This window comes from Hymenobacter roseosalivarius DSM 11622 (assembly GCF_900176135.1).
Taxonomy (GTDB): domain Bacteria; phylum Bacteroidota; class Bacteroidia; order Cytophagales; family Hymenobacteraceae; genus Hymenobacter; species Hymenobacter roseosalivarius.
This window is the reverse complement of record NZ_FWWW01000049.1, coordinates 24,469-50,130: the sequence shown is the minus strand read 5'-3', so window position 1 is coordinate 50,130 and position 25,662 is coordinate 24,469. Positions and strand designations below refer to the sequence as shown.

21 protein-coding genes and 1 pseudogene are annotated in these 25,662 nt (G+C 57.3%); 14 read left to right on the top strand and 8 right to left on the bottom strand.

The features are described 5' to 3' along the window. Positions 1-82: 82 nt before the first annotated feature. The 5 genes and pseudogenes from B9A24_RS05620 to B9A24_RS22240 all read left to right on the top strand — a co-directional run bounded on the left by B9A24_RS05620 (position 83) and on the right by B9A24_RS22240 (position 7,288). Entirely contained in the window at positions 83-1,729 is a 1,647-nt protein-coding gene (locus B9A24_RS05620; protein WP_143434777.1) for a hypothetical protein, read from the top strand. 275 nt (positions 1,730-2,004) lie between these two features. Then, positions 2,005-4,980, top strand: a complete 2,976-nt coding sequence (locus tag B9A24_RS05615) for a M16 family metallopeptidase (RefSeq protein ID WP_234997013.1) — start codon at positions 2,005-2,007, stop codon at positions 4,978-4,980. A 74-nt stretch (positions 4,981-5,054) separates the two neighbouring features. Further along, complete coding sequence (icd, locus tag B9A24_RS05610; protein ID WP_084444198.1) at positions 5,055-6,320, top strand: NADP-dependent isocitrate dehydrogenase; 1,266 nt, start codon at positions 5,055-5,057, stop codon at positions 6,318-6,320. Between the two features lie 185 nt (positions 6,321-6,505). Beyond that, positions 6,506-6,688, top strand: a pseudogene (locus B9A24_RS23185) (GIY-YIG nuclease family protein); the annotation flags it as partial. Positions 6,689-6,829: 141 nt separating this feature from the next. Continuing rightward, positions 6,830-7,288 (top strand): DUF4357 domain-containing protein, encoded by a 459-nt coding sequence (locus B9A24_RS22240; protein ID WP_200813871.1) that lies wholly within the window; start codon positions 6,830-6,832, stop codon positions 7,286-7,288. 63 nt (positions 7,289-7,351) lie between these two features. Here the strand turns inward: B9A24_RS22240 and B9A24_RS05600 are convergent, their stop codons facing one another. Together B9A24_RS05600 and B9A24_RS05595 are read right to left on the bottom strand one after the other, a co-directional pair. Then, positions 7,352-8,002: a porin family protein gene (locus tag B9A24_RS05600; protein ID WP_084444197.1), complete on the bottom strand. Its 651-nt coding sequence runs from the start codon at positions 8,000-8,002 to the stop codon at positions 7,352-7,354. A gap of 140 nt (positions 8,003-8,142) precedes the next feature. Then, positions 8,143-8,979 (bottom strand): phosphatase PAP2 family protein, encoded by an 837-nt coding sequence (locus B9A24_RS05595; protein WP_084444196.1) that lies wholly within the window; start codon positions 8,977-8,979, stop codon positions 8,143-8,145. Positions 8,980-9,214: 235 nt separating this feature from the next. On the opposite strand from B9A24_RS05595, the gene B9A24_RS05590 reads away from it, so the two are divergent. Both B9A24_RS05590 and B9A24_RS05585 read left to right on the top strand, forming a co-directional pair. Continuing rightward, positions 9,215-10,498: a PQQ-dependent sugar dehydrogenase gene (locus tag B9A24_RS05590; protein WP_084444195.1), complete on the top strand. Its 1,284-nt coding sequence runs from the start codon at positions 9,215-9,217 to the stop codon at positions 10,496-10,498. A gap of 8 nt (positions 10,499-10,506) precedes the next feature. After that, the gene (locus B9A24_RS05585) at positions 10,507-10,968 is read left to right on the top strand and encodes a c-type cytochrome (RefSeq protein WP_084444194.1); all 462 of its coding nucleotides are present in this window, start codon (positions 10,507-10,509) and stop codon (positions 10,966-10,968) included. Between the two features lie 286 nt (positions 10,969-11,254). On the opposite strand, the gene B9A24_RS05580 is transcribed toward B9A24_RS05585, so the two are convergent. Then, the gene (locus tag B9A24_RS05580) at positions 11,255-12,331 is read right to left on the bottom strand and encodes a chemotaxis protein CheB (protein ID WP_084444193.1); all 1,077 of its coding nucleotides are present in this window, start codon (positions 12,329-12,331) and stop codon (positions 11,255-11,257) included. A 499-nt stretch (positions 12,332-12,830) separates the two neighbouring features. On the opposite strand from B9A24_RS05580, the gene B9A24_RS05575 reads away from it, so the two are divergent. Beyond that, complete coding sequence (locus tag B9A24_RS05575) at positions 12,831-14,471, top strand: sensor histidine kinase (RefSeq protein WP_159451953.1); 1,641 nt, start codon at positions 12,831-12,833, stop codon at positions 14,469-14,471. On the opposite strand, the gene B9A24_RS05570 is transcribed toward B9A24_RS05575, so the two are convergent. Beyond that, positions 14,465-14,986, bottom strand: a complete 522-nt coding sequence (locus B9A24_RS05570; RefSeq protein ID WP_084444191.1) for a DinB family protein — start codon at positions 14,984-14,986, stop codon at positions 14,465-14,467. The genes B9A24_RS05575 and B9A24_RS05570 overlap by 7 nt on opposite strands. A 63-nt stretch (positions 14,987-15,049) precedes the next feature. On the opposite strand from B9A24_RS05570, the gene B9A24_RS05565 reads away from it, so the two are divergent. Together B9A24_RS05565 and B9A24_RS05560 are read left to right on the top strand one after the other, a co-directional pair. Next, positions 15,050-16,279 carry a pyridoxal phosphate-dependent aminotransferase gene (locus tag B9A24_RS05565; RefSeq protein WP_084444190.1) on the top strand — a complete coding sequence of 410 codons (1,230 nt, stop codon included), beginning with the start codon at positions 15,050-15,052 and terminating at the stop codon, positions 16,277-16,279. 99 nt (positions 16,280-16,378) lie between these two features. After that, on the top strand, positions 16,379-16,675 hold the full coding sequence (locus B9A24_RS05560) for a DUF3817 domain-containing protein (protein ID WP_084444189.1): 297 nt from the start codon (positions 16,379-16,381) through the stop codon (positions 16,673-16,675). Positions 16,676-16,883: 208 nt separating this feature from the next. On the opposite strand, the gene B9A24_RS05555 is transcribed toward B9A24_RS05560, so the two are convergent. The 3 genes from B9A24_RS05555 to B9A24_RS05545 all read right to left on the bottom strand — a co-directional run bounded on the left by B9A24_RS05555 (position 16,884) and on the right by B9A24_RS05545 (position 19,285). After that, positions 16,884-17,927: an NAD(P)-dependent alcohol dehydrogenase gene (locus B9A24_RS05555; RefSeq protein WP_084444188.1), complete on the bottom strand. Its 1,044-nt coding sequence runs from the start codon at positions 17,925-17,927 to the stop codon at positions 16,884-16,886. Positions 17,928-18,069: 142 nt separating this feature from the next. Then, positions 18,070-18,726 carry a DUF1990 domain-containing protein gene (locus tag B9A24_RS05550; RefSeq protein WP_084444187.1) on the bottom strand — a complete coding sequence of 219 codons (657 nt, stop codon included), beginning with the start codon at positions 18,724-18,726 and terminating at the stop codon, positions 18,070-18,072. Next, a complete protein-coding gene (locus tag B9A24_RS05545; RefSeq protein ID WP_084444186.1) occupies positions 18,716-19,285 on the bottom strand; it encodes a DUF1990 family protein in 570 nt (189 codons plus the stop codon). Before B9A24_RS05545 ends, B9A24_RS05550 begins: the two co-directional genes overlap by 11 nt. A 279-nt stretch (positions 19,286-19,564) precedes the next feature. Here B9A24_RS05545 and nfi point away from each other — a divergent pair, with 279 nt between their 5' ends. Next, positions 19,565-20,239 (top strand): deoxyribonuclease V, encoded by a 675-nt coding sequence (gene nfi / locus B9A24_RS05540; protein ID WP_084444185.1) that lies wholly within the window; start codon positions 19,565-19,567, stop codon positions 20,237-20,239. A gap of 91 nt (positions 20,240-20,330) precedes the next feature. On the opposite strand, the gene B9A24_RS05535 is transcribed toward nfi, so the two are convergent. Continuing rightward, the gene (locus tag B9A24_RS05535) at positions 20,331-21,227 is read right to left on the bottom strand and encodes a glutamate--tRNA ligase family protein (RefSeq protein WP_143434775.1); all 897 of its coding nucleotides are present in this window, start codon (positions 21,225-21,227) and stop codon (positions 20,331-20,333) included. A gap of 122 nt (positions 21,228-21,349) precedes the next feature. Between B9A24_RS05535 and B9A24_RS05530 the strand changes: the two genes are divergently transcribed. The 3 genes from B9A24_RS05530 (at position 21,350) to B9A24_RS05520 (ending at position 25,658) form a co-directional block, all read left to right on the top strand. Then, positions 21,350-22,399, top strand: coding sequence for an MBL fold metallo-hydrolase (locus B9A24_RS05530; protein WP_084444183.1), 1,050 nt, complete (start codon positions 21,350-21,352; stop codon positions 22,397-22,399). A 127-nt stretch (positions 22,400-22,526) separates the two neighbouring features. Then, positions 22,527-24,032, top strand: coding sequence for an OmpA family protein (locus B9A24_RS23060; protein WP_317044220.1), 1,506 nt, complete (start codon positions 22,527-22,529; stop codon positions 24,030-24,032). A 378-nt stretch (positions 24,033-24,410) separates the two neighbouring features. After that, positions 24,411-25,658, top strand: coding sequence for an efflux RND transporter periplasmic adaptor subunit (locus B9A24_RS05520; RefSeq protein WP_084444181.1), 1,248 nt, complete (start codon positions 24,411-24,413; stop codon positions 25,656-25,658). Positions 25,659-25,662 lie beyond the last annotated feature (4 nt).

Sequence of the window (25,662 nt, the reverse complement as noted above, 5' to 3'; positions counted from 1 at the left end):
TCGCTACTTACCACGTTTTACGATGGGTAACTGTAATGCTATCTAAATAGATTAGACAGATCAGTTTCGCTTTTTTTCCTATATGCCAAATAGTCGTTCCTTTTTACAGTCGTTGCTTACCGTTCGTTGGGTGGTTGGCCTGTTCTTCGGGCTGCTGCTGCTCACGGGCCTGCTGCTGCACCGCGACTATGGCGTATCCACCGACGAGCCCAACAATCACCTCAACGGCTTGGTAAGTGCAAAATATCTGGCCCAGCTGGTAGCGCCTGAGGTGGTTGCCCGGCAGCCAACCAGCCACTTGATACCCGATATTCGCGCCTTCCGCGACGCCGACCACGGGGTGGCTTTTGAGCTGCCGATGGTGGTACTCAGCTACCTTTTTACCCGCCACGATCCGCAGGCCTATTACTATCTGCGCCACCTGCTTATCTTCTTCATATTCGTGCTGGGCGTGTGGGCGTTGTACCGGCTGGGCACCCTACGGTTTGGCGACTGGCGCTGGGGACTGTTAGGGGCCGTTCTGCTCGTACTTTCCCCGCGTTTTTTTGCCGAAGCTTTTTACAACGGCAAAGACATCGTGTATATGGTGCTGTTCACGGTGGCTATGTACACGCTTACCCGGTTCCTGCTGCGCCCTACTTATGGGCGAGCTATAGTCCATGGCCTGGCTACGGCGGTGGCAGTCGATGTGCGGGTGCAGGGCTTGTTGCTAGTGGTGGTAACGCTGGTGATGCTGCTGGTGGAGGCAGCTAATCGGCCGGCGACTGAGCTGCCGCGTCGACGCATGATAGGTTTGGGGGCTCTTTACGTGGTCGCTGCCCTCCTATTTACTTTTATCGGCTGGCCCTATCTGTGGGCAACCCCTTTATCCGAACTGCTCGACGTATCCCAGCGCATCAGCCAGTACGCGCTCTGGCCAGGGCGCGTGGTATATTTTGGACAAGTATTGCCCGGCCATCAGATTCCGTGGCACTACATTCCGGTCTGGATTAGCCTCACCACGCCCCTGCCCTACTTAGGGGCCGCGGCCATCGGGCTGGGAGCGGAGGTATGTGCCTGGGCGCGCAAGCCCGTGGCTTCCCTGCACACGCTGCCAAGTCGCCTGGGCGCACTGGGTATCGTGTGGCTGGTGGGCCCAGTTTTGCTAGTTATCGTGCTGCACTCGGTGGTCTATAATGGCTGGCGGCATTTGTACTTTATTTATCCAGCCCTACTGCTGCTGGCCGTGCAGGGCGTACGAACTTTGGTTGCCTACAGCCAGCAGACCACGCCCCGCCGCTGGTTGGCCTATGGACTGTTGCTACTGGGCGGGCTGGAAGTGGCCCATACAGTAGTACGCATGGTGCGGATGCATCCGTATCAGCAGGTGTATTTCAGCTTTTTGCCCCCCAGCGCGGTGGTGGATCAGTTCGACCGTGACTACTGGGGCCTCTCCTACCGCCAGGGACTGGAGTGGGTGCTGGCCCACGACCCCAGCCCCACCATTACCTACAGTGGCGACGCTACTATGCTATATTGTGGGGGCTTTCTGCTGCCACCCGAGCAAAAGGCCCGACTACGCTATATCTGGAAAGACAAGCAACCCGAAGCCCGCTACTTTCTGACAAACCACCGTCCGCGCGCTTACTCGCTATCATACCCTGACAGCATGGATTTATGGCGCGAAGTGCACACCATTCGGGCCGAAGGCATTCCTATTCTCTCCGTGTATCAGCAACGGAGGCGCTAAAAAAGTCCCCCAACATGATATTGGGGGGCTTTTTTGGTCAATACATTAACTACTCTCGCTCACGAACAGGCAGAGGTCGTAGTGGGGTCTGGTGCTTCAGGTATCAAGGCTTTAGTGCCGGAGCCGCTCCGCTACAGACTGGGCTGTACATGGGGCGCCCTGCGGGTTGGATACAGCATAATCTTACCTAAATGCTGTAACGTTTTTAATTCCAGCCCCCACCAAGTATCTTTGATTTCTCATTGCTCTGCCCTGTTTTCTGCACCGGAAATTCTGTGAAAAAACCCTTTCTGCTTCTATTTCTGGCCATAGCCGCGCTTGGCCTGACTACCCAGTGCCAATCAACGAAAACGGCCTCTACTGGCAACGCCACCGCTGACGCTTCCACGCAAGCCAGTCCCTCTGCCGCCAAAGAATACAAATACGAGACGGTAGAAGGCGACCCGCTCAAAGCGCGCATCTACACTCTGGATAATGGCCTGACGGTGTATTTGTCGGATTACGACGATGCGCCGCGTATTCAGACCTATCTGGCGGTGCGAGCAGGGTCCAAGAACGACCCGAGTACTGCCACCGGCCTGGCGCACTACCTGGAGCACATGGTGTTTAAGGGTACTTCGCGCCTGGGCACCCAGAACTGGGGAGCTGAGAAAACCGAACTAGCTAAGATTGAGGCGCTTTACGAGCAGTACCGAGGCACCCGCGACGCCGGGCAGCGTAAGAATCTCTACCACCAGATCGACTCCGTATCGGGCGTAGCGGCCAAGTATGCTGTGGCCAACGAGTACGACAAGATCATGGGCACCATTGGCTCCAAGGGCTCTAATGCCTACACTTCGGTGGAGCAGACGGTGTATCAGGAAGATATCCCGAGCAACCAGCTGGAAAAGTGGGCTGCCATTCAGGCCGAGCGCCTGGGCGAGATGGTACCGCGCCTGTTTCACACGGAGCTGGAGGCTGTTTATGAAGAGAAAAACCGAACCCTTGATAACGATTTCAGCAAGGAGTTTCAGGCGCTGAATGCTAGTCTGTACAAGAAGCACCAGTACGGCACCCAGACGACCATCGGTACGATTGAGCACTTGCAGAACCCGTCGATTACGGAAATTAAGAGCTATTTCGACAAGTACTACGTTCCGAATAACGTAGCGCTGGCGCTGAGCGGCGACCTGGATTACGACCAGACCATCCGCCTCATCGACCAGTATTTCGGCAAGCTTCCCCGCAAGGCCGAGCCCACGTTTACCGTAGCTCAGGAAGCTCCGATTACGGTTCCCGTGGTCAAGCAAATCGTCGGGCCGGACGCGGAAAACGTCATGCTGGGCTTCCGCTTTCCCGGTACGACTACCCCGGACGCCGTAGTGCTGCGCATGATTGACAAGATTCTGACCAACGGGCAGGCCGGCCTGATCGACCTGAACCTGAACCAGCAACAGAAGGTGTTGCAGGCGGCCTCGTTTACGGACATCAACAACGACTACTCGTCCCATATTCTCTACGCGACGCCCCGCCAGGGCCAGAGCCTGGACCAGGTGCGCGACCTGCTGCTAGCCCAGCTGGATAAAGTAAAGAAGGGTGACTTCCCAGACTGGCTGATTCCGGCCATCATCAACAACGAAAAACTCCAGCGCACCAAGAGCTACGAGAGCAACGAATCGCGCGCCGGCGCTTTCGTGGCCGCTTTCGTGGCGCGCATGCCTTGGAAGGATTATCTGAAGCAGTACGACGAGTTTGGGGCCGTTACGAAAGCCGATGTGATGCGCGTGGCCAACCAGTATTACGGTCCAGGCTATGCTCTTATCTACAAGCGCACGGGCAAGGACACGAGCACGCCCAAAGTGGTGAAGCCCGCCATTACACCGGTGCCGGTGAATCGGGAGGTGGCGTCGGCTTTCTACAAGGAAGTGGTAGACAAGCCGACGCCGGAGTTGCAGCCGGTGTTCGTTGATTACAAGAAGGATATTCAGGAGCTGAAGCTGACTTCGGGCATTCCGGTGTTTTACACCCGGAACACCGAGAATGAGCTATTTAACCTGTATTACATCCTCGACCTCGGCACCAACAACGACCCCAAATTGGGTCTGGCCGCCGACTACCTGCAATACCTGGGCACTGATAAATATTCAGCGGCGCAGCTGCAGCAGGAGTTTTATAAGCTCGGCTGCTCATTCAGCGTAAGCAGCGGTGCCGACCGCGTGTACGTAAGCCTGGCTGGCCTGGACAGCAACTTCGAGCCGGCCTTGCAGCTGTTTGAAAGCCTGCTGGCCAACCCCAAGCCCGACGCTAAGGCCCTGAGCGACATGGTGGCCGGCGTGCTCAAAGCCCGCAAGGATGCCAAGCTGAATAAGCAGGTGATTCTGAGCCAGGCAATGGTGAACTACGCCAAGTACGGCTCTAAGAACCCATTCACGACCCAACTCTCTGAGAAGGAGCTAAAGGCGCTCAAGCCTCAGGATCTGACGGCTCTCACGAAGAAGCTGACTTCCTACCAGCACCGTGCGCTGTATTATGGCCCCCGGCCTGCCGATGGCTTGGTAGCGGTATTGAATACGGCCCACAAAACGCCCCCCACGCTCACACCCGTGCCCGCCAGCAAAGATTTTGCGGAGCAGCCCATGAAGGACCGCAAGGTGTATTGGGTGGACTACAACATGGTGCAGGCCGAAATCCTGTTCCTGACCAAGGGCGACGTGTACGACAAGAACATCGTGCCCACGGTGAGCTTGTACAACGAATACTTTGGTGGCGGCATGGGCAGCATCGTGTTTCAGGAGCTGCGCGAATCGAAGGCGCTAGCTTATTCTGCTTCTTCGCGCTACTCCAATGCCGACAAGCAGGGCCGCTCCAACTACGTGATGAGCTACATCGGCACCCAAAGCGACAAGCTGCCGGAGGCGATGACTGGTATGGCCACTTTGCTCAACGATATGCCCGTGGCCGAGGCCAACCTGCAAATCGCCAAGAACTCCATCCGCAACAGCATTGCCACGGAACGCATCACCAAGTCGGATATCCTGTTCAGCTACGAGCGCGCCAAGCGCCTGGGCCTCGACTACGACCTGCGCCGCGACGTGTATGAGAAAACGGTCGACATGAGCTTCGACGACCTGAAGAAATTTCAGGAAGCAAAGGTGAAAAATCAAGCCCAGACGATTTTGGTCATTGGCTCGAAAGACCGCCTCAATTTCAAGGAGCTCGCCAAGTATGGCAAAGTAGAACAGCTCACGCTGAAAGAGATATTCGGGTATTAAAAATACCCCTCAGCAACTAAACAAATCCAACCTCCTACCAATAACTGTCAACTAACCACTGACAACTCTTAACAATGGCAGAACAGAAGATCACCATCAAAAACAGCAAGCTGAATGTACCTGATAAGCCTACTATTCCCTTCATTGAGGGTGATGGTACGGGACCAGACATTTGGGCTGCCTCCCGGAGAGTGTTTGACGCGGCCGTGGAGAAAGCCTATGGCGGTAAGCGCCAGCTGATGTGGAAAGAGGTGATGGCCGGCGAAAAGTCGTTTAAGCAAACCGGCAACTGGCTCCCCAATGAAACGCTCGATGCCTTCCGCGAGTATTTGGTGGGCATAAAAGGCCCCCTGACGACGCCCGTGGGCGGTGGCATTCGTTCGCTGAACGTAGCCCTGCGCCAGGAGCTGGACCTCTACGCCTGTGTGCGGCCCGTACGCTGGTTTGAAGGTGTGCCCTCGCCCGTGAAGCAGCCCGAGCTGACCGACATGGTCATCTTCCGCGAAAACACCGAGGACATCTACGCCGGCATCGAGTACATGAATGGCACGCCCCAGGCCCAAAAAATGCTGGAATTCCTGCAGGATGAGATGGGCGTGAAGAAAATCCGCTTCCCCGAGTCGTCGTCGTTTGGCATCAAGCCCGTCTCGAAAGAGGGCACCGAGCGTCTCGTGCGCGCGGCCATCAAGTACGCCATCGACAACAAGAAGTCTTCCGTGACCATCGTCCACAAGGGCAACATCATGAAGTTCACCGAGGGCGCGTTCAAAACCTGGGGCTACGAGCTGGCCGAGCGCGAGTTTGGCGACAAAGTGTACACCTGGGCCCAGTACGACCGCGTGGCGGCCAAGCAGGGCCAGGACGTAGCCAACGCCCAGCAGAAAGCAGCTCTCGACGGCGGTAAAATCCTGATCAAGGACAGCATCGCCGACGCTTTCCTCCAGCAGATTCTGCTCCGCCCCGCCGACTACTCGGTGGTAGCTACCCTGAACCTGAACGGCGACTATATCTCCGACGCCCTAGCGGCCATCGTGGGCGGTATTGGCATCGCGCCGGGGGCCAATATCAACTACCTCACCGGCCACGCCATCTTCGAAGCTACCCACGGCACGGCTCCCAAGTACGCCGGCCAAGACAAAGTAAATCCCGGCTCGGTGATTCTCTCCGGTGCCCTGATGCTGGAGCACCTGGGCTGGCAGGAAGCCGCCGACCTCATCTACAAAGGCCTCGAAACCGCCATCGCCTCCAAGCGCGTTACCTACGACTTCGAGCGTTTGATGGAAGGTGCTACACTACTGAAATGCAGCGAGTTTGGCGACGAGATTATTAAGGATATGTAGTAGCTTGGCTTTCACCAATCACCTTAACGGAAACCCCGTGTTGGCTTTGGCTAGCGCGGGGTTTTGAATTTTATAATCAAAAAAATAGAAACATTAAAATGGGCAAAAAAATAACACTGTTTCTTCTTGATGGAAATGACAGCGGACCTAGAACGATTGAAATAGGTAATTAGTCAGGCAAAGCAATACATACGCCAAGAGCAACATTACATAAGCTATTATCTAGAGAAGAATATAACAAGCCAGGTGTATATCTGCTTAAATCTGACCCAATTAATGATTTATTCTCAGAAAGAATTTACATTGGAGAATCCGAAAATTTAAGAGATAGGTTAAAACAGCATTTAAACAATCCAAACAAGGATTTCAAAGAAGCTATAATTTTTATCAGCAAAGATGAATTATTAACGAAATTACATATCAAATACCTGGAATCAAGGATCGTAAGATTAGCACATGAAGCCAAGAATTCAGAAATAGATAACGCGAACCTACCTACACAATCAAGTTTGTCAGAAGCAGATATTTCTGATATGGAATACTTTTTAGACCAGATAAAATTAGTGTTACCAACTGTTGGAATTAGCTTCTTGATATCAACTATACAGATTAATAAAAATTTACCTAAAGAATCAATACAAGATGAAAAAATATACAAGCTCAAGGGAGATAGGTTTAACGCAAAAATGACTGAAACTAATAAAGGTTTTATTGTAAAAAAATATTCAGAAGCTAATTCTATAGTTCATCCTTCGATTTCAAAAGGCTGGATTAAACAACGTGATAAGCTTAAGGCGATTAATATTCTTATTTTGAAGAATGGCAAATATATTTTTAATGAGGACACCGTTTTCTCAAGTTCTAGCGCAGCTTCCTCTGTTATTCTGGGGCGTAATTCTCCTGGGCCATCTGTATGGATTGATGAAACAGGACGCTCTTTAAAAGAGAATGAGTTGAAAAGCAATTGAGATGCTCCTAACAGTCACGAGTTACACTGCGCTACATGCGCGCCAGTGGGGCAGGTAGTGCTATTAAAAAACAGCGGCAACTGATACTTGGACTGATTGAAACTTAAATTCCTGCAGACCCAAGCTTGCCTTGAGATTAATATGATTCAGACCATGTGTATATCGGGCGTTCAGGCTTAGATTGTCCAATAGTCTCACTCCTATGCCGGCCGTGGCACCAATACTTCGCTCCTCCGTATCGTGTGTAGTATTGACTGCTTGGCTATTCACACGCTCTTTGGCCTGAATCAATAAATCAAACTGTGGCCCTGCCAGAAGGCTGACGCGTGGGAAAACAGTGTATTGCAGCATAACCGGCAGGGAGAGATAATCGAAGACGTAGTCCGTTTCGCTACTCGTTTCCTTGCTCTGCATGCGTGACCACAGGTACTCCTGCTGAAGAGCGATTTTTTCATTCAGCATAATTCCAAGGAGCAGTCCAGCGGTAAAGCCCGCCTTCCAATTATTTTCAACGGGAGAAGGCGGCCTAGGATAGCCTTTATTGAAATTCATGGTGGACAAATTGCCCCCCACGCTAGCCCCAAAGTAGACAGCCTTGTTTCTAAACTGCATTTGCTGCATAGCAATCGTTGGTTGTAGCAAATCGGTATTATTCTGCGCTTTAATTTGCGAGCAAAGACACATAACCAGGCTTAGCGTTAGGGCATACTTCATCTCCGAAATATATATAGTATACTATGTATTATGCATCTCCTGACCGCACGCTTGATGGCATATTTTCGTAAGCGCTCGGCGTAATCAAGTAAAGATGCCAACAGGAAGCTGAGGGGGGCTTTTTTATTCAAGCCGCAGGATTACAGCTGCTTCGTGATCAGCAAGCCGCCGTACGAGTACCCGTTTACATTTAAGCCCTGAATCGGGATAAAAGAAAGACCGCGGCGGCCGGCGGTTTTGTGCAGCTGCGGAACCACAATACCGGCCGTGGCACCCACGGCGTAGCCCACGATGTTGTCGGAGAGGAAGTGTTTGCCGGCTTCCATGCGGGAGTAGGCTACGGCGGCCGACACCAGAGCCGCCGCGCCCCACACGAAGGGCTCGGCGGGCGAATCGGGGTTGAAATCGTGGAATACTTTGGCCGCGAAGAAGGCAGCGGTGGCCGTGTGGGCGGTGTGGCCGGCGAAGAAGGAATTGGTGGAAATCTTGCTGTTGCGGTCGCCGCCGCCTTCCGTGCCGTACAGGAACGGGCGGTAGCGGGTGACGGTGCCCACGGTCATGGTGAAGGCGGCGGCCGTGGTGGCCATGGTCTGGAGGTAGAGGCCGAGGATCTGGCCGTAGTGGCCGCGCGCGTTCTCATTGAGGGCCAGCATGCCGGGGGCCACTACCAGAGAGCCGTAGGTGAGGAAATCGCCCACGGTCTGGGCCCGGTCGCTGTAGTTGCCGGCCACGAAGCGGTCGAACTTCGGGACGTCGTTTTTGCTGAGAGCGGCCAGCCCGGCGTCGCTCAGGCCATTTTTTTGCTGCACTAGGTAGAGGCCCAGGCCGCCCACGGCTCCCAGCCCCAGCGTGATGGGCGCATCGACGGCGAAGCGGGTACGGTAGGGCGAGGAAGACGCCTGCTGGGCCATGGCGGCGGGCACCGGAGCCAGCATGATGGTACCGGCAATCAGGAGAGAGGAGAAATATTTTATCATAGGAAGGAGAAATGGGTTGAGGCTGAAACGGCTAACTCAACTATAGGGTTGGTGCCGGTGCCGTGACTTGCGGGGGGCAAATTTCCGTTGTGGCGCTTCGGTTTCGGGCGCGGCGGGGCGCAGCCAATGCGCCGGGCGGCCAGCGTGTTGCCGGGCTCTGTTACCTTCTGGCCCACAAATGGTTTATTTACTACTTCATCCCGTATACACCGCTCCAAAGAACCATTTCCAGCCTATGAAAAACCATGTGTTCCGCTACCTGCTGCTCCCGACGGCCCTGGTCGGAAGCTTGTCCTTGTTGGCCCTGAAAACCGAGAACAAAGTAGTGGCCGACCCCGACAACGCGGGCCTGAAGCTGCCGGCCGGCTTCGGGGCCCTGAAAGTGGCCGAAACCGGGGCCCGCACCCGCCATATCACCGTGACACCCCAGGGCACGCTGTACGTCAAGCTGAACCGGCCCAATAAGGAGGGGAAAGGCATTCTGGTGCTGCGCGAGACAACCGGCGGCAAGGCGGAGGTAATAAACGGCTTCGGCAGCTACGGCGGCACGGGCATCTACAGCGTACCGGGCTTTTTGTACGCCTCCTCCGATGAGGATGTGTTTCGCTACAAGCTCAACGCCAAGGGCGAGGTGACCAACCCCACCCAGCCCGAAAAGATCATCACCGGCCTGATTAATCGGCGTCAGCACGAGGGCAAGTCCATTGCGCAGGATAAAGCGGGAAATATCTACGTCAACATTGGGGCGTATTCCAACTCCTGCCAGGTAAAAGACCGGCAAAAAGGCTCGCTGGGCAAGCCCAATTGCCCGGTGCTGGACTCGGCGGGGGGCATTTGGCAGTTCCAGGCCGATAAGCTCAACCAGACGTACGGCGACGGCACGCGCTATGCTACCGGCCTGCGCAACGTGGTGGGCCTCGATTGGAATGCGCAAGCCAACCAACTCTTCGTAATGCAGCACGGCCGCGACCAGCTCCACGACAATTTCCCGGAGCTATACGACACGAAGCAGTCGGCGGAGTTGCCAGCCGAGTGCATGTACGCCCTCAAGAAAGGCGACAACGCCGGCTGGCCCTACGTATACTACGACAACATCCGGCACAAAAAAATGATGGCCCCCGAGTACGGCGGCGACGGCAAGAAGGAAGCCACCGGCAACTTCCTGGAGCCCGCCGCGGCCTACCCCGCCCACACGGCGCCGAACGCGCTGCTGTTCTATACTGGCACCATGTTTCCCGAGAAATACCGCAATGGGGCCTTCATCGCTTTTCACGGCTCCTGGAACCGTGCACCTGAGCCGCAGAAAGGGTATTACGTCGCTTTTCAGCCCTTTAAAGACGGTAAGCCTTCGGGTGAGTGGGAAGTGTTTGCCGATAACTTCGCGGGCTCGCCCGAAAAAGCTACTGCCGGCCGCCCCGACCACAAGCCCTGCGGTCTGGCTCAGGGGCCCGACGGCTCGCTCTACGTCACCGACGACAAGCAAGGCACGATTTACCGTATTGTTTACGCTAAAAAATAAGCTCGTTGATGAAACAGATCTTGTTCGTTGTGTACGCGCTGGCTTGGTTTAGCCAGTTGGCCGCTGCCCAACAAAAAACGCCCCCCAAAGTCAAGCCAACTACTAAAACAGCCGCTAAACTTGTCGCCGTTTCGGCCGCTACGCTTACGGCTGGCAAAGCGGTATACACCCAGAACTGCCTAACCTGCCACATGGCCGATGGCGGCGGTGTAGAAAGAATGAATCCGCCCCTAAACGGCACCACCTGGGTACTGGGCGACAAAACCCGACTGGTGAAAGTGGTGCTCAACGGGTTAGAAGGCGAAGACATCGACGGCGAGTCGTACGCCAGCGTGATGCCCGCCTTCGACGCTCTGACTGACAAGCAGATTGCCGACGTGCTGACCTACGTGCGCAATAGCTTCGGCAACAAAGCCACCGCCGTGGCACCCGCTGAGGTGAAGGCTATTCGGGCCGCGAATAAGAAGTAAACGGTTGCCGGCAAGCTAACCGGCCGTTGCAGCTCATGGGCGGCGGCCGGTTTTTTTTGTTGTAGAATGGATTTGCAGACAGAAAAAGCCCCCCAGCACGCGGTATTATAGCGGTTTCACGAACATTGTAGAGACGCATACTTGCGTCTCGTCGTTGAACGACCAGCTCTGCAACGACTAAACAAACAACGACCGCGACGAGTAGACGCGAATACGCGTCTCTACAACGTTCGTAAACCTGCTGTAAAGTACTAGCCGAAGTATATTCCCTTTCACATTCTACTACTTAGGCTTCCTTTACTTTGGCCTTTATTTTTTGAAACTGCAAGTCGCCGCTGATGGCTTCGTGCCTTAGGATGGAATCGTGGACTATGAGGGCCTGCTTGCCAGTTTGCTCGGCTTTTTGGAGAAATAGTGCCGCTACATCGGGTTGGTCGTCTTTACTAAAATGCTCCCCCAGGCTTTGCAGCAGCATTTTGGTTTCTTCCAGCCCGCGCATCGACTGGTAAAGCAAGCTCTCCACCGATTGGGTTACTTCGCCCAGCAGCGCGCTCAGGGTGTAAGCGTGTCCCGTGTGGCAACGGTAGCGAATCAGCTTGCCTTCAATAAGTTGGGTGAGGGCCCCGTGGCAATCCGGGCAGGTAAAGGGGGTCAGGAGGCCTTTTTCGATGATGCCCAGCTCGAACCCTCCGCCCTGCTTGGCAATGGTGAGCTCGATTTTGAGCAGGTCTAGCTGAGCGGCGGGCAGGCGGGGCTTGCCAGGGGCAAGCTCTGTGGTCAGGCGGACCAGCAACGACCCCAGCTCGGCCAGCGGCACGATATGATCGGCCGTTACAAACTCCAGGGCGTTGGTGGGCATGGCGGGCTGCTGGGCATCCAGCGGATCCTGCACTACGGCCAGGCCGCCCATGCGCTGCACCGACCACAGGCCGGAGGTGCCATCGTCCAGGTAGCCCGTCAGCACCACCCCGATTACGCGGGGGCCATAAGTGTACGCCGCCGAGCGAAACAGCGCGTCAATAGAGGGCCGAAATCGGTTTTCCTTCGGGCCCCGCGTTACCAGCACTTTATCGTCCTCGACGAGCAAATGATGATTGGGCGGAGCTACGTAGATAACTCCCGGCTCGATGCTTTCCCCATTCTCCGGATGCCGGGCCGTGAGCGCCGAAAATGAGCTTAACAGCTGCGGCAGAATACTGGGCGAATCGGCGGCCACATGCTGCACCACAAAAATCGGGGCCGGAAAATCGGCCGGCAAGGTTTTCACCAGTTCCAGCAACGCTGTTACGCCTCCTGCCGAGGCTCCAATGACCACAATGTCCCGGTGATGCCTTCGGTGCGCACTTTTGATTCGCGGTGTCATTGTATAAATCCAATTTGTGTGAAGAAGGAAAATTAAGCCACAGGGAATACGCAAAAATGCCCTAGGGGGGCGAGAAGGCTGCTGGGGAAATAACGAAAGTAGCGGAAATGCACGCGGGAACGGCACTTGCAATGGCGGCTGTCAAGAGACCAGGCCGAACCTTGACTGGAATAGCAGCAAGATTTACAAAGAAAAAAGCCCCCCGGACAAATAATTTGCTTGCCGACAGAACATAAATTTTCCGCGTAAGCGAAAGCATTGCTGGGGGATATAGATGCCATGTAAGCACCCAGTGTCCCTTTTGGTAGCGGCGCGGGCTGAAGGAAGAGTGCAATCGGTAGCGTCACGGTGACGTAACACTCAGTTTTTCAGGCAGTTTTACACAGTTACGACCGTAGAAGGGGTACCTTTAAGGATGCTGTTCTCCCAGACACCCAAATCTTCTGCTCTTCAGCCAGCAGCCTCCGAAGTATCCGGAAAAGCGGCTGATCAGGCGTGCTTGGCACTATTCTTTGAGCAAGCTCCCGCGCCGATTTGCGTATTGGCCGGCCCGGACTTTGTGTACGAGCTGATTAATCCCGCTTACCAGCAGCTGTTTCCAAACCGACTCCTGCTGGGCCTGCCGTTGCTGGAGGCGCTGCCTGAGCTAGTGGGCCAGGCGCTGCCGTTGCAGCTACGCGACGTGTACACGACGGGCCTTTCCTTTGAGGAGTGCGAGATACGGTTGCCGCTGACGCGCTTGCCCGGTGGCGTGTCAGAAGATGGCTACTTCAACTTCATCTATCAGGCCCGCTACAGCAGTGCCGGCTTGATAGATGGCATTCTGGTAATCGGCTCCGAGGTAACCGAGCAAGTGCTGATCCGTCAGCGGGCCAACGCCTTACAGGCCGAAATGCTGGTCGCGGCCCAGCAGCTGGCGGCTCAGCGCGAGAGTTTCTATCAGGTATTTGAGCAAACTCCTGCTCTGATCTGCATTCTCAGCGGGCCGGAGTATCGGATGGACTATCACAATCCGGCTTTCGGGCAGCTTTATGCCGGCCGGGAGCTGCTGGGCCGCACCGTAGCCGAAACGCAGCCCGAAGCCGTAGCCCAGGGATTTGTAGCCCTGCTCGACCAGATTTATAACACGGGCGAGACTTACCAGGCAGCCGAAGTGCTCGGGATGGTGCAAAGCCCGGCGGGTGGCCCGCTGCAGGAGCGCTACTTCGACTTCACGTATCAACCCTTTCAGCGGAACGGCCAAACTATCGGTATTTCCGTGTTTGCCTTTGAGGTGACGGAGCAGGTGCTGGCCCGAAAGGAGGCAGAGCAGAGTCAGACACAACTGAACATCTCTGCCCTCGATCTGGGTGTTGCCAACGTAGAATTAGTCGCTATCAACCAGGAATTGCTGGCGGCCAATGGGGAAGTACGGACCGTCAACCGGGAGCTGGATGACACCAACCACCAGCTTGCGCGCACCAATGCCGAGCTGGACACCTTTGTGTATACCGCCTCGCATGACCTGAGAGCACCAATCAGCAACATTGAGGGTCTGCTGAGCGCTGTTGGCGATGCGCTACCGGCCGACCACCCCATTACGGCGGCCGTAGAGCCCCTGCTGGCCATGATGCAAAGCGCGGTAACACGCTTTCAGCGCACCCTCGGCCACCTGACGGACATTGCCCACCTGGAGCAGAATATGGCTCAGCCCCCCGAGGCAGTAGACATGACCGCGGTTATCGCCGATGTGCAGCTGGACCTGGCTCCTTTGGTAAAGGCTGCCGGCGCGCAGCTAACGGTGAACGTCAGCGATTGTCCCACCCACTCCTTCTCACCCAAAAACCTGCGCAGCATCATTTACAATCTGCTCAGCAATGCCATCAAGTACCGGGATCCGGCGCGCGTGTTATCCGTGCTGATTCAGTGCCAGTCGGTGGGCACCAATACGATGCTTAGCGTAACCGACAATGGCCTGGGACTCAGCTCCGAGCAGATACCGCAGCTGTTCGGCCTGTTTCGCCGCCTGCACGACCACGTTGAGGGTTCGGGCGTGGGCCTGTACATGATCAAGAAAATCGTAGAGAATGCCGGCGGCACAATTCAGGTGCAGAGCGAGGCGGGCATCGGTTCCACCTTCACGGTGCTGCTGCCTCAGTAAAGTCTGTGGCGCAGCACGCGCACCGTCACTGAAAGCTGCCCGACGTGGCGCATGGTGTGCTCGGCAGCGTGCACAAGCAGGCCCAGCACCGTGGACGGCAATTGGGCCCGCCCGACGCCGCGCGGCTCCAGTAGCGTGGCCTCATCGGTGATACGTAGCTGAGCAAGAGCCTGTTCTACCTGTTGATGAAAAGCCTGAACCAGGTCTGGCACGGTGCAGCCCGCTGGGGGGCTTTTTCCTTCTATGGCCAGCGCCGTGAGCTGCTCGGCGGTAAGCTGCTGGCCGCGAGCGTAGGTAAAGGTGCGGTCCAGAACACCGGTAAGGTGCTGAAGGTGAAAGCCGACGGAGGCCACGCCCATCGGCTTCTCCCAGAGTTGGGTCTCGGGGAAGCCGTGCAGCAGGTCAGCTACTTCTTCACGAGCTTGTAATAGGGCATGCGCCACGGGTTGCAGCAAGGGCGGCACATCGGGCAGCGGGCCGCGCAGCCAGACTTCGTGGGTGTCGGTGGGGGGCATTTTTGGTTGGGAAGAAGTGGGGGAACAACTGGGGCAATTCTACTTACGGCCGTATCTTTGGGCATGTTGGAAGTATCGAAGCGAGGCCACGCCATGCCGGTGTCGCCTTTTAGGAAGTTGTTGCCCCACGCCGAAGCGGCCCGGAAACGCGGCCTCCAGGTGCATTACTTAAATATTGGCCAGCCCGATATAGAAACGCCCCCTGCCGTGCTTGCGGCGGTGCAGAAAGCCAATATCCGGGTGCTGGAGTACAGCGCTAGTGCCGGCCACGAGAGCTACCGTCAGAAGCTGGCCGCGTATTACCAACGCGCCGGCATCGACGTAACGGCCGACGAAATTATAGTAACGGCGGGCGGCTCGGAGGCTATTCTGTTTGCCATGCTGAGCTGCCTGAACCCCGGCGACGAGGTCATTATGTCTGAGCCTTTTTATGGCGCTTACACGGCCTTCACCGTTGCCGCCGGCGTACATATCGTGCCTGTACTGGCTCACCTGGAAGATGGCTTTGCCCTGCCCCCCATCAATGAATTCGAACGGGTTATTACCCCGCGCACCAAGGCTATCCTTATCTGCAACCCAAATAATCCGACGGGCCATGTATATCGGCGCGAGGAGTTGGAGCAGCTGCGCGACATCTGCCTGCGCCACCATCTGTATTTGTTTTCCGACGAAGCCTACCGCGAGTTCTGCTACGATTCGCCCTACGTGAGTGCCCTGCACCTATCTGGCGTAGACGAGCACGTGGTATTGCTGGACACCATTTCGAAGCGCTACAGTGCCTGCGGAGCCCGGTTGGGCGCTTTTGTTACCAAAAAAAAAGAGCTGTATGCCGTTGCCCTGAAGTTTGCCCAGATGCGGATAAGCCCACCCGGCTTAGCGCAGCTGCTAGGCGAGGCCGCCACCGATTTGCCCCCCACCTACTTCGACGCCACCAAAAAGGAGTACCTGGCCCGCCGCGACCTGATGGTGAGCCGCTTACGAGCGATGCCCGGTGTTGAGTGCCCGATGCCGGGCGGCGCGTTTTACGTCATGGCCCGTTTGCCCGTCGATGACTGCGAAACCTTCGGGCAATGGCTGTTGGAGTCGTTTTCGTATGAGAATCAAACGGTGATGCTAACGCCCGCCGCTGGCTTTTATGCTACTCCAGGCCGTGGCCGCGACGAAGTGCGCCTGGCCTACGTGCTCAACCTCGATACGCTAAATGCCGCGCTGACCTGCCTGGAAAAAGCTTTGATAGCATATCCGGGAAGAACTCAACCGCAAGCGCCTGCCTTGGAAGCTGTTGCAGGATAGCGCGCATTTTTCGCAGCCGCGCACCAAGCTGTAGCTTAGCTGCGCTGTCCTTCAGTTGACTTTACACCGTATTTTTGCCCCCCAGACACTTCATTTTTTATGGTTGCTTTACTTAGTTCAACCCTCGGCCGCCTGCGCATCGTTGGCTTTTTGGAAGGGCTTTCGTTTCTCGTGCTTCTAGGCATTGCGATGCCGCTAAAATATCTGGCTGGTTTGCCCGAGGCTGTACGTATGGTTGGCATGGCCCACGGGCTGCTGTTCGTGCTGTATGTGCTGCTGGTGATTATGGCGACTATCGAACTGGGCTGGTCTTTCAAGAAAGCGGTGTTGGCTTTTCTGGCTTCGCTTGTGCCATTCGGGACTTTTTACGCCGATAAGAAGCTGTTTCGGGAGTAGGCCGCTCACTTAATTATGTGGTCGATGTAGAGACGCATATTCGCGTCTCAATCGTTGCTGGCGTTGTTTGGTTGGCGCGGTTTCAGTGTTTAGTAAGCGCAGAGCCGATCGTTCAACGATTAGACGCGAATACGCGTCTCTACACCACATCATTCCCTAACAAAAAGGCCGTCATTGCTGACGGCCTTTTTTTTATAAAGCTGAGATTTTACAGCGTTGCCATATCAATTACGAAGCGATACTTCACGTCGCTTTTTACCATGCGGTCGTAGGCTTCGTTGATGTTATCTATCGGAATCATCTCTATGTCCGACATGATGTTGTGCTCGGCGCAGAAATCCAGCATTTCCTGGGTTTCCTGAATGCCACCGATGAGCGAGCCGGCCAGGCGGCGGCGCTTGCTGATGAGGTTAAAGGCGTGAACCTGCGGCGCTTCCGGCGGCACACCGAGCAGCACCATCGTGCCATCGAGGCGTAACGTGGCCAGGTACAAGTTCAGGTCGAGAGGCGCGGAAACCGTGTTGATGATGATGTCGAAATAGTTCTGGATGCTTTTCATGGCGTCCTTGTCCTTGGTTATCACGAATTTGTGGGCGCCCAAGGCTTTGGCATCGGCTTCCTTATCAGGTGAGGTACTGAGCACGGTTACTTCGGCGCCCATGGCGGCGGCCAGCTTCACGGCCATGTGGCCCAAGCCCCCGAGGCCCATCACAGCTACCCGGTCGCCTTCCTTCACCTTCCACTGGCGCAGAGGCGAATACGTGGTAATACCAGCGCACAGCAGAGGGGCTACCCGCGCTAGATCCAGCTTATCCGATACCCGCAGCACGAAGTTTTCATCTACTACTACCTGATTGGAGTAGCCGCCGTAGGTAGGCTCCTGGGTTTTGTACTCGCGGCCGTTGTAGGTGCCGACAAAGCCCACTTCGCAGTATTGCTCCAGCTGCTGCTCACAGCTGGAGCAGGTGCTGCACGAATCGACCATACAGCCCACGCCAGTCAGGTCGCCTTCTTTAAAATTCTTGACTTGGTCGCCGACCTGCGTTACGCGGCCCACGATTTCGTGGCCGGGCACCATCGGGAAAATGGAGCCGCCCCACTCGTCGCGCACCTGATGTACGTCGGAGTGACACACGCCACAGAACAGAATCTCAATTTGGACGTCGTGGGGGCCAACTTCGCGGCGCTCAAAGTTGAAGGGAGTCAGGGGCGCGTTGGCCGTTTCGGCTGCGTAGCCTTTTACTTGGGTCATGGTGTTGGTTTTGGAGAGTAGTAAGAAGAGCGAAATTGAATAACTCACTGCCGAGCGGGAAGTTTACCAGCTCGACTGCCCACTTTGGATTGAACAGCATTTTGCGTTAGTTATCAACAAGTTATAAACATTATGTGGAAAGCTATGCAAGCGCTGATGTAGTCAGCGCTGCCTCCACCTGCTCACGCATCCGCCGCAGCGACTCCCGAGCAAAGCGCCGTTGCAGCATGCGCCCAAATAGCTTAAAGCCCAGCCAGTAGAACGGATTGCGAATACGTCCCAGCTGCGAGTACGCGTGGATACGAAACTCCACCCGGCCGGATTGCAAATGCTTGTGTACGGTGAAATTGATTTCACCACGCTCGAAATGGCCTTCCAGCGTCCGGTAGTTGTAGCCCCACACCTGCTCGGAGCCGGTATCAGTAGTGCGGGTTTCATCAAAAACGCTCCCCACACGCACCCCGAACCAGAAGCTGAAGCCCAGAAACTGCCCGCGCAGCAGCAGCGTACGCTTTTCCAGCGGCTCATCGGGCACGAAGATGCCGGTAATCAGATCAGGGGGCGGGAAGGTGTAATTTAGCAGTACTTGGCGGGCAGCGGCCCAGGATCCGTGCTCGGCCGGTGCGCCGGACGCTTCGGGGGGCAAATCGGTGGCGTAATCATCGACGTTCCAGCCGGTAGCGGTGGTATACTCGTGGGCGCGCTCGGGGTCGAAGTTGTAGCGGGCTTCATCAAAAGCAGAGAGGCGGGCGTGGTAACGCTCCCAGAGCGGCGGCGCGGTCGTGGACTCAGGCCTCATGTCGGACTTCAGTCTTGGTGTCGTCCTGCTTTATCGTCTCCACCGCAACCGGCCCCAATGGCAAGCCGCCGCAATAATCGGCAACTCGCTCGCAGAAGGTCCGCCAGGTTTGCTCTTGCACTTTCTTACCCAGGCCAAGCGTGTCGTAGGCAAAGGCTACCAGCCCGTCGCGGGAGCGGGCCCAGGAGTGAATCTCAAATTGCAAAGTATCGGGCAGGTGGGGGTGCGGCCGCAGGCAAAACCGGATTTGACCCGCCTCGGGGTGGTTTTCGAGAGTAATCAGCTCGAAATAATCGGCTCCCATCTCCGTTACGCGCACGCTGCCGTTCCAGGGGCCCAGGATGCGAATCTTGAATTCGTCGCCCACGGCCAGGCAGTGGCCAGCGCCTTTGGTTTTCTCAAAATTAGCCAGCAAGTCGGGCGAGAAGCGCTCTACTTCACAGGTAATCGTGTGGAACAGCTCGGCGGCCGACTGATTGGAGTGCTGAAAGGAAACCTGGTAGCAGCGCTCAAAAAAGGGCCCGGAGCCCGTGCTGGCTGGTTGTGCGGGTTTGCTCATGGGGATCGGGGCTAAAGCATCCGTGGGGTTTGTTTAACGCAGAGGGTTCGGTGGAGTTGAGTTTATTAAAAGGCGGTCGTCGGGTAGTACTACGACTCGAAAGTCGTAGTACCACTATCGTTGAACGACCCGCGTAGGTGCAGGCATCCACAACAATAGTGGTACTACGACTTTGGAGTCGTAGTACCGCGCTGATCTGGCGCATTGCCTCAATCTTCTTCGGCTTTTTTACAAACCGACCGTAGAAGGAAATTTGCCCCCCGGACCCTCTCCCACCCCATGTACCGCCCCTACCACCCGCCCGCCGACCCTATGGTGGTCCGCGACCTGACCCAGCAGCAAGAAGAGATGCGCACCCACGTTCGCCTGGTGCCGCTGGCCGCCGAGCCCACGCTCATTGCCGGCTGCGACTCCTCGTTTCCGACGCCCGAAACCATTCTGTCAGTGTTCGTGCTGCTGCGCTATCCGTCGCTGGAGCTGGTGGAGAAAGTCTATCATGTCGGGCCCGTGACCATTCCGTACGTGCCCGGCTTTCTGGCTTTCCGCGAAGCGCCCAATCTGCTGAAAGCCTACGAGAAGCTTCAGCAGAAGCCCGACGTGATTATGGTAGACGGCCACGGCATCGCCCACAAGCGCCGCATGGGCATTGCCGCCCACCTCGGCGTACTGCTCGATATGCCTACTTTTGGCGTCGCCAAAAGCCTGCTCACCGGCCGCTACGAGGAGCCCGCTCCCACGGCCGGCAGCCGCTCGCCCCTGCTTGATAAAGGCGAGCTGATCGGGGAAGTACTGCGCACAAAGGACAAGATTTTACCCGTGTTCGTCAGCCCTGGCCACCGCTGCGACCAGGCTACCGCCACCCGCCTGGCCGTGGCCTGCACCCGCGGCTATAAATTGCCCGAGCCCACGCGCCTGGCCGATCATTGGGCCGAGCAGTTTAAAAAGGAGCTGTAGGAGCGCGTGGCACGCGCCCGTCGTTGCTTAGTTGTTTGTCAGGGTCATTCGCCCAAACACCTAAACAACGACGGGCACTTGCTAAGTACCCCTACAGCGCCCGTTGCAGCGCACTTAGTGACTCTGCCGCCGCTTCAGGCAGCTTCAGCAGCTGCGCTACGGCAGCATACACCAGACGTGGTGAGCTGACCGCGCCCATAATGCCCCGGTCCGGCGGTTGCTGTTGGGATTTAGATAATTTTTGCCCCCCAGCGCTTAAAATTAAGGCGTGGTGGACAAACTCAGTTTGGGCAAAACCAGCGGTAGTGAGCAGCTGGGCCGCCAAAAAAAGCTGAGCCGCCGTACTGGGCAGAAGATCGTCGCCGCGCACGATACACGTAGTACCCAGGCGCAGGTCGTCGGCCAGGGAAGCCAGCTGGTAAGCGGGCAGTCCATCTTTTTTACGCACTACGAAGTCGCCCATAGTAGCGGCCAGATCAACCGGCACGGGGCCACGCCAGGCATCGGAAACCAAGATTGGCGTAGTGGGTACGCGCACGCGCCACGCGGCCCCGGCCGTGGAAAATGTAGCCCGACAGCCGTGGCAGCCGCTTTCAGTAGCAGCTAGTGAGCTGGGGGGCAAATTGGTGGTGCGCGAGCAGGTGCACGCATACAGCAAGCCCGCCTGCTGGCGCAGCTCATCTAGCAAAGCCTGGTACTCGCCTACATGACGTAACTGGGAATACCGCTTCTCAAACTCGGCTGGGTCGCGGGGGCCGGTGTCGTAGTCGAGGCCCAGCCAGCGGATTGTTTGGAAGATGCTGTCCAGATAAGCCGGGCGCAGGCGGGCACGGTCCAGATCGTCGATGCGCAGGTGCAGGGTGCCGCCGGCCCGGCGTACAAGCAGCCAGGTCAGCACGAAGTTCACGGCGTTGCCCAGGTGTAGATAGCCGCTGGGCGTAGGAGCCAGACGCCCGCGAATTGGGCCTATAGAAACTGAAGTAGCCATGGTGGGGGGCAAATTAAGTACTCTCCGCTTTCCTATTAGTACGGATGGAAGCTCAAGCCCCGACCTGCTGCCAACCATTTGGCCGATAAGCCGGTAAACAAGCCATCGCTTTTTTCTCTTGTATGCGTCGCTACCTCTTCTGGGCTTTAAGCCTGCTTGTGCTACTGGCCGCGGGCGGCCTTATCGTGGGTTGCTCCATCTCCGCCCCCAAGTATCGCGGCCCCGTCTCCGACCATTTTGATGGTGAGACATTCCAGAATGCCGGTGGCGTGCGGGCCCAGGAAGGCGTGGGGCCCCTGCTGAAATGGATGCTCCACCGCGACAAAGGCGCGTGGCCGGAGCAGCCCGATTTGCTCCCCGGCCCCCGGCCGCCCACCCGCGTGGGGCGCGGGCAGGTACGCGTCACGTTTGTGAACCACGGCACGTTTCTGCTCCAGTTTGACAGCTTGAACGTGCTGACCGACCCCATCTGGAGTGAGCGCACCAGCCCTTACCAGTGGATGGGCCCCAAGCGCCTGCGCCCACCGGGCCTGCGCTTCGACGATTTGCCCCCCATCGACGCCGTCGTCATCAGCCACAACCACTACGATCACCTCGACCTGAATACCCTGCGCCGCCTCGCCACCCGCGACCAGCCCCGCATCTTCGTGGGGCTGGGCATCAAGCAGTTTCTGGACGAAGAAAACATCCCCAACGCCACCGAGCTGGACTGGTGGCAGGTCCTGCCCCTGAGCCCGACGGTGCAGCTTACGGCCGTGCCTGCCCAGCACTTTTCCGGTCGCGGCCTGCGCGACCGCGACGCCACGCTGTGGGCCGGCTGGGTATTAGGCACCGCGCGGGGCAATGTCTATTATGCCGGTGACACCGGCTACGGCGCGTTTTTCAAGCAGATAGGTCAGCGGCTGGGTCCTATTGAGTTGGCCATTCTGCCCATCGGAGCCTACTGGCCCGCGTGGTTTATGGCCCCAATCCATATTTCGCCCGCCCAGGCCGTGCAGGCTCACCAGGACTTAGGTACCCGCCGCAGCATCGCTACCCATTTCGGCACCTTCCAGCTCGCCGATGATGGCCTCACCGAGCCCGTCACTGATTTACGCAAAGCCTTGCGCGCCAAAAATCTGGCAGACAGCGTTTTTCTGGTATTACCCGAGGGAGCCGGCTGGACGATGTAATCACAAGCTGGAGCCTGAGCTTAGTAATAGATGGCAAGCTCAACAATACCAAAAACCTAGAAACCCTATTTCACTATTCTTAGTATATAGGTCGAATCCAATAATTTTCTCTGATTTTCCCCATTCTGTGAAACTACTCTCTACTTTATCCAAATCCTGCCTACTGGGATTAGCGCTGCTGGCAGCGGCCCCCGAGGGTCACGCGCAAAGCGCGGACCGCAAGACCGGCATTAGCCTTTACGGCAGCACCCTGCAATACCACGGCGACCTGGGCTCGGAGTGGTTCAAGTCCAACAAGATCGAGTACGGCGGGGGCATCACCCTCTCCCGCTACCTCACCCCGGGCCTGGATGTGGGTATCGCCGCGAACTACGGGGACATGAAGTTCTCGACCAAGGTGCTGCAAGGCACGCCCCCGGCCATCCGCCGCTTCGACGCGAACGTGACCACGATTGGGGTGCCCGTCAAGTTCAAGCTCAACAACGGCTGGGCCCTGAAAGAGGACGCCATCTTCGCCCCGTACCTGAGCTTAGCGCCAGGTTTGATGATTGCTTCCTCCGATAAGTACTCCAACGTGGGAGCCGGCGAAGTGCTGCTGGGCAACAAAGACCATTATGCCGCCTACCTACAAGGAGCGGCCGGTATTGCCCTGAATTTCTCGCCCTCGTTCGGCATCTTCGTGCAGACGAGCCAGATTTATGCCACCACCAACACGATTGACAACGTGGACGCGGGTGATCTGAATGACCGCTACCTACAGCACTCGGCCGGCATCACCGTTAATGTTGGCAGGGCGAAAGACGAAGATGGCGACGGCGTAGCTGACCGCAAGGACAAATGCCCCGCCACGCCCGCCGGCGTAGCCGTGGATGCAACTGGTTGCCCCTTGGACGGCGACGGCGACGGGGTGCCGGACTATCAGGATAAATGTCCGGCTGAAAAAGGCCTGGCCACGCTGGAAGGCTGCCCCGACCGTGACGGTGACGGCATCCGCGACGGCGACGATAAATGCCCCGACACGCCCGGTAAAGCCGAGCTGCAAGGCTGCCCTGATGCCGACAACGACGGCGTAACCGATGCCGATGACAAGTGCCCCGACACGCCCGCCGGCGTGAAAGTAGACGCCACCGGCTGCCCCATTGATACCGACGGCGACGGCGTGCCCGACTTCCAGGACCGCTGCCCCAACTCGGCTGGACCGGCCTCGAACCGAGGCTGCCCCGAGATTAAGGCGGAAACCAAAAAGCGCCTCGATGCCGCGACCAAGTTCATTCAGTTCGAGCTGAATAAAGCTGTGCTCAAGCCCAGCTCCTACCCCACGCTCGAAGATTTGGTGAAGGTGCTTAACGAGTATCCCGACTACATTCTGAGCATTGCCGGCCACACCGACAGCCAGGGCAGCGACGCCTACAACCTGAAGCTTTCCGACGACCGCGCCGCCGCCGCCCGCACCTATATGCTGACTAAAGGCATTCCCGCCGACCGGATCGAGTCGCGCGGCTACGGTGAAAGCAAGCCCATCACCACCAACGCCACCGCCGCCGGCCGGGCCCTCAACCGCCGCGTCGAGTTCGACCTCGTGCTGCCCGAAGAAGCTACCGATGCGCCCAAGCCCGAAGGCGAGCAGAAATAGCCCCCCAGACAGTAGTTTTTGCTAAAAAAGCGGCAAGCCACATGGCTTGCGCTTTTTTGTTGTCAGAACGGCCAAGTCCCCTCCTCAGATGATTCTGCGCATTAAGCAGAGAGGGACGCCGGGCCGAAGGCGCGGCTGGGGTGGTTGGCCGTCGTTGCTGATGTTGTTTAGTTGCTAAACAGCACATCAGCCGCCGCGCTGCGGCTGAGAAACCAATTCATTCCCATTTTCACTACCGAACACTCTGTCCGGGAATGGACACTTTTTGCGGAGCAGTCAAACCTAATTTAGCTTATAATATCTTCATTACTAACTACTTATTCAATTGGCACACGGCTTGGCTATCCAGGGTAGAACCCAACTACTTTCTACCCAAAAATGGACAGAGCTATTTCGCCCGCCACGCGGCTTCAGCGCCGCCGCCGTACCTGGCTGCTGGCCGGCCTGGGGCTGCTGGGGGGCATTCTGGTGCTGGTCGCCTTACGGGGCGTGATCCAGCCCAGCCTGAAGCGCCAGGACATCCTGACCGCCCCCACCGAAGTTGGCGACGTGGAGGCTTCGCTCACGGCCACGGGCTTCGTGATTCCGGGCCGCGAAGCCGTCATTACCAGCCCCATCCAATCGACGGTGCGGCGGGTGGCCGTGGCGGTGGGCAGCGCCGTGCGACCAGGCCAGACCATTCTGGAGCTGGACAAGGAGTTGACCAGCAGCGAGCTGGCCCGGCTCCAGGACGCGCAGCTGCAAAACCGCAACAAAAGCACCCAGCTTCACCTCACCCTAGAGCGCGCCCTGAACGATTTGCGAAGCCAGGAGCAGGTGCAGGAGGTGAAGATTCGCAGCCTAGAGTCGACGCTGCGCGATGAGGAATCGTTGCTCAACATCGGCAGCGGCACGGCCGAAAGCGTGCGCCAGGCCGAGTTGACCCTGCGCCTGGCGCGCCTGGAGCAGCAGCGCCTGCGGGGCCAGATCAGGAACCAGCGCCGGGCCAATGCCGCCGACGCCCGCGAGCTGGGCTTCACCGTGCAGATTCAGGCCCGCAGCATTGCTGAGCTGGCCCGCAAGCTGGGCCAGGCCGACATCAGCGCCCGGCAGCCCGGCGTGCTGACCTGGGTAAACGAGGACCTGGGGGCTACCGTGCAGCCCGGCGACGTGCTGGTCCGCGTGGCCGACCTGAGCAGCTTCCGGGTGCGGGCCACTATCTCCGACGCCTACGCCGACGCCCTGCATGTGGGCGACGCGGTGGTTATTCGGGCGAATACCACGGACTTGCGCGGCACCATCAGCACCGTGAGCCCGGCCGTGGAGAAGGGCGTAGTCACGTTTTACGCCAGGCTCTCGGAGGACCATCACCCCGCCCTGCGCTCCAACCTGCGCGTGGATGTGTTCGTGGTAACCAAGGCGCATAAACAGGTGCTGCGGGTCAAAAACGGCCCTTTCTACCAGGGTGGCCAGGAGCAGGCAGTATTCGTGGTGCAAGGCGACCAGGCCACGCGCCGCACCGTGCGCTTCGGCGACAGCAACTTCGACTTCGTGCAGATAGTCAGCGGCTTGCGGGCGGGCGAGGAGGTCATTCTCAGCGACACGAAAGCTTACGCGGATACGCCCGAGCTGACTATCAAGCCTTAACGCG

Coding starts and splice junctions, on each gene's coding strand:
- B9A24_RS05620 (WP_143434777.1), top strand. CDS start 83: ATGCCAAATAGTCGTTCCTTTTTACAGTCGTTGCTTACCGTTCGTTGG.
- icd (WP_084444198.1), top strand. CDS start 5,055: ATGGCAGAACAGAAGATCACCATCAAAAACAGCAAGCTGAATGTACCT.
- B9A24_RS05600 (WP_084444197.1), bottom strand. CDS start 8,002: ATGAAGTATGCCCTAACGCTAAGCCTGGTTATGTGTCTTTGCTCGCAA.
- B9A24_RS05595 (WP_084444196.1), bottom strand. CDS start 8,979: ATGATAAAATATTTCTCCTCTCTCCTGATTGCCGGTACCATCATGCTG.
- B9A24_RS05590 (WP_084444195.1), top strand. CDS start 9,215: ATGAAAAACCATGTGTTCCGCTACCTGCTGCTCCCGACGGCCCTGGTC.
- B9A24_RS05585 (WP_084444194.1), top strand. CDS start 10,507: ATGAAACAGATCTTGTTCGTTGTGTACGCGCTGGCTTGGTTTAGCCAG.
- B9A24_RS05580 (WP_084444193.1), bottom strand. CDS start 12,331: ATGACACCGCGAATCAAAAGTGCGCACCGAAGGCATCACCGGGACATT.
- B9A24_RS05570 (WP_084444191.1), bottom strand. CDS start 14,986: ATGCCCCCCACCGACACCCACGAAGTCTGGCTGCGCGGCCCGCTGCCC.
- B9A24_RS05565 (WP_084444190.1), top strand. CDS start 15,050: ATGTTGGAAGTATCGAAGCGAGGCCACGCCATGCCGGTGTCGCCTTTT.
- B9A24_RS05560 (WP_084444189.1), top strand. CDS start 16,379: ATGGTTGCTTTACTTAGTTCAACCCTCGGCCGCCTGCGCATCGTTGGC.
- B9A24_RS05555 (WP_084444188.1), bottom strand. CDS start 17,927: ATGACCCAAGTAAAAGGCTACGCAGCCGAAACGGCCAACGCGCCCCTG.
- B9A24_RS05550 (WP_084444187.1), bottom strand. CDS start 18,726: ATGAGGCCTGAGTCCACGACCGCGCCGCCGCTCTGGGAGCGTTACCAC.
- B9A24_RS05545 (WP_084444186.1), bottom strand. CDS start 19,285: ATGAGCAAACCCGCACAACCAGCCAGCACGGGCTCCGGGCCCTTTTTT.
- nfi (WP_084444185.1), top strand. CDS start 19,565: ATGTACCGCCCCTACCACCCGCCCGCCGACCCTATGGTGGTCCGCGAC.
- B9A24_RS05535 (WP_143434775.1), bottom strand. CDS start 21,227: ATGGCTACTTCAGTTTCTATAGGCCCAATTCGCGGGCGTCTGGCTCCT.
- B9A24_RS05530 (WP_084444183.1), top strand. CDS start 21,350: ATGCGTCGCTACCTCTTCTGGGCTTTAAGCCTGCTTGTGCTACTGGCC.
- B9A24_RS05520 (WP_084444181.1), top strand. CDS start 24,411: ATGGACAGAGCTATTTCGCCCGCCACGCGGCTTCAGCGCCGCCGCCGT.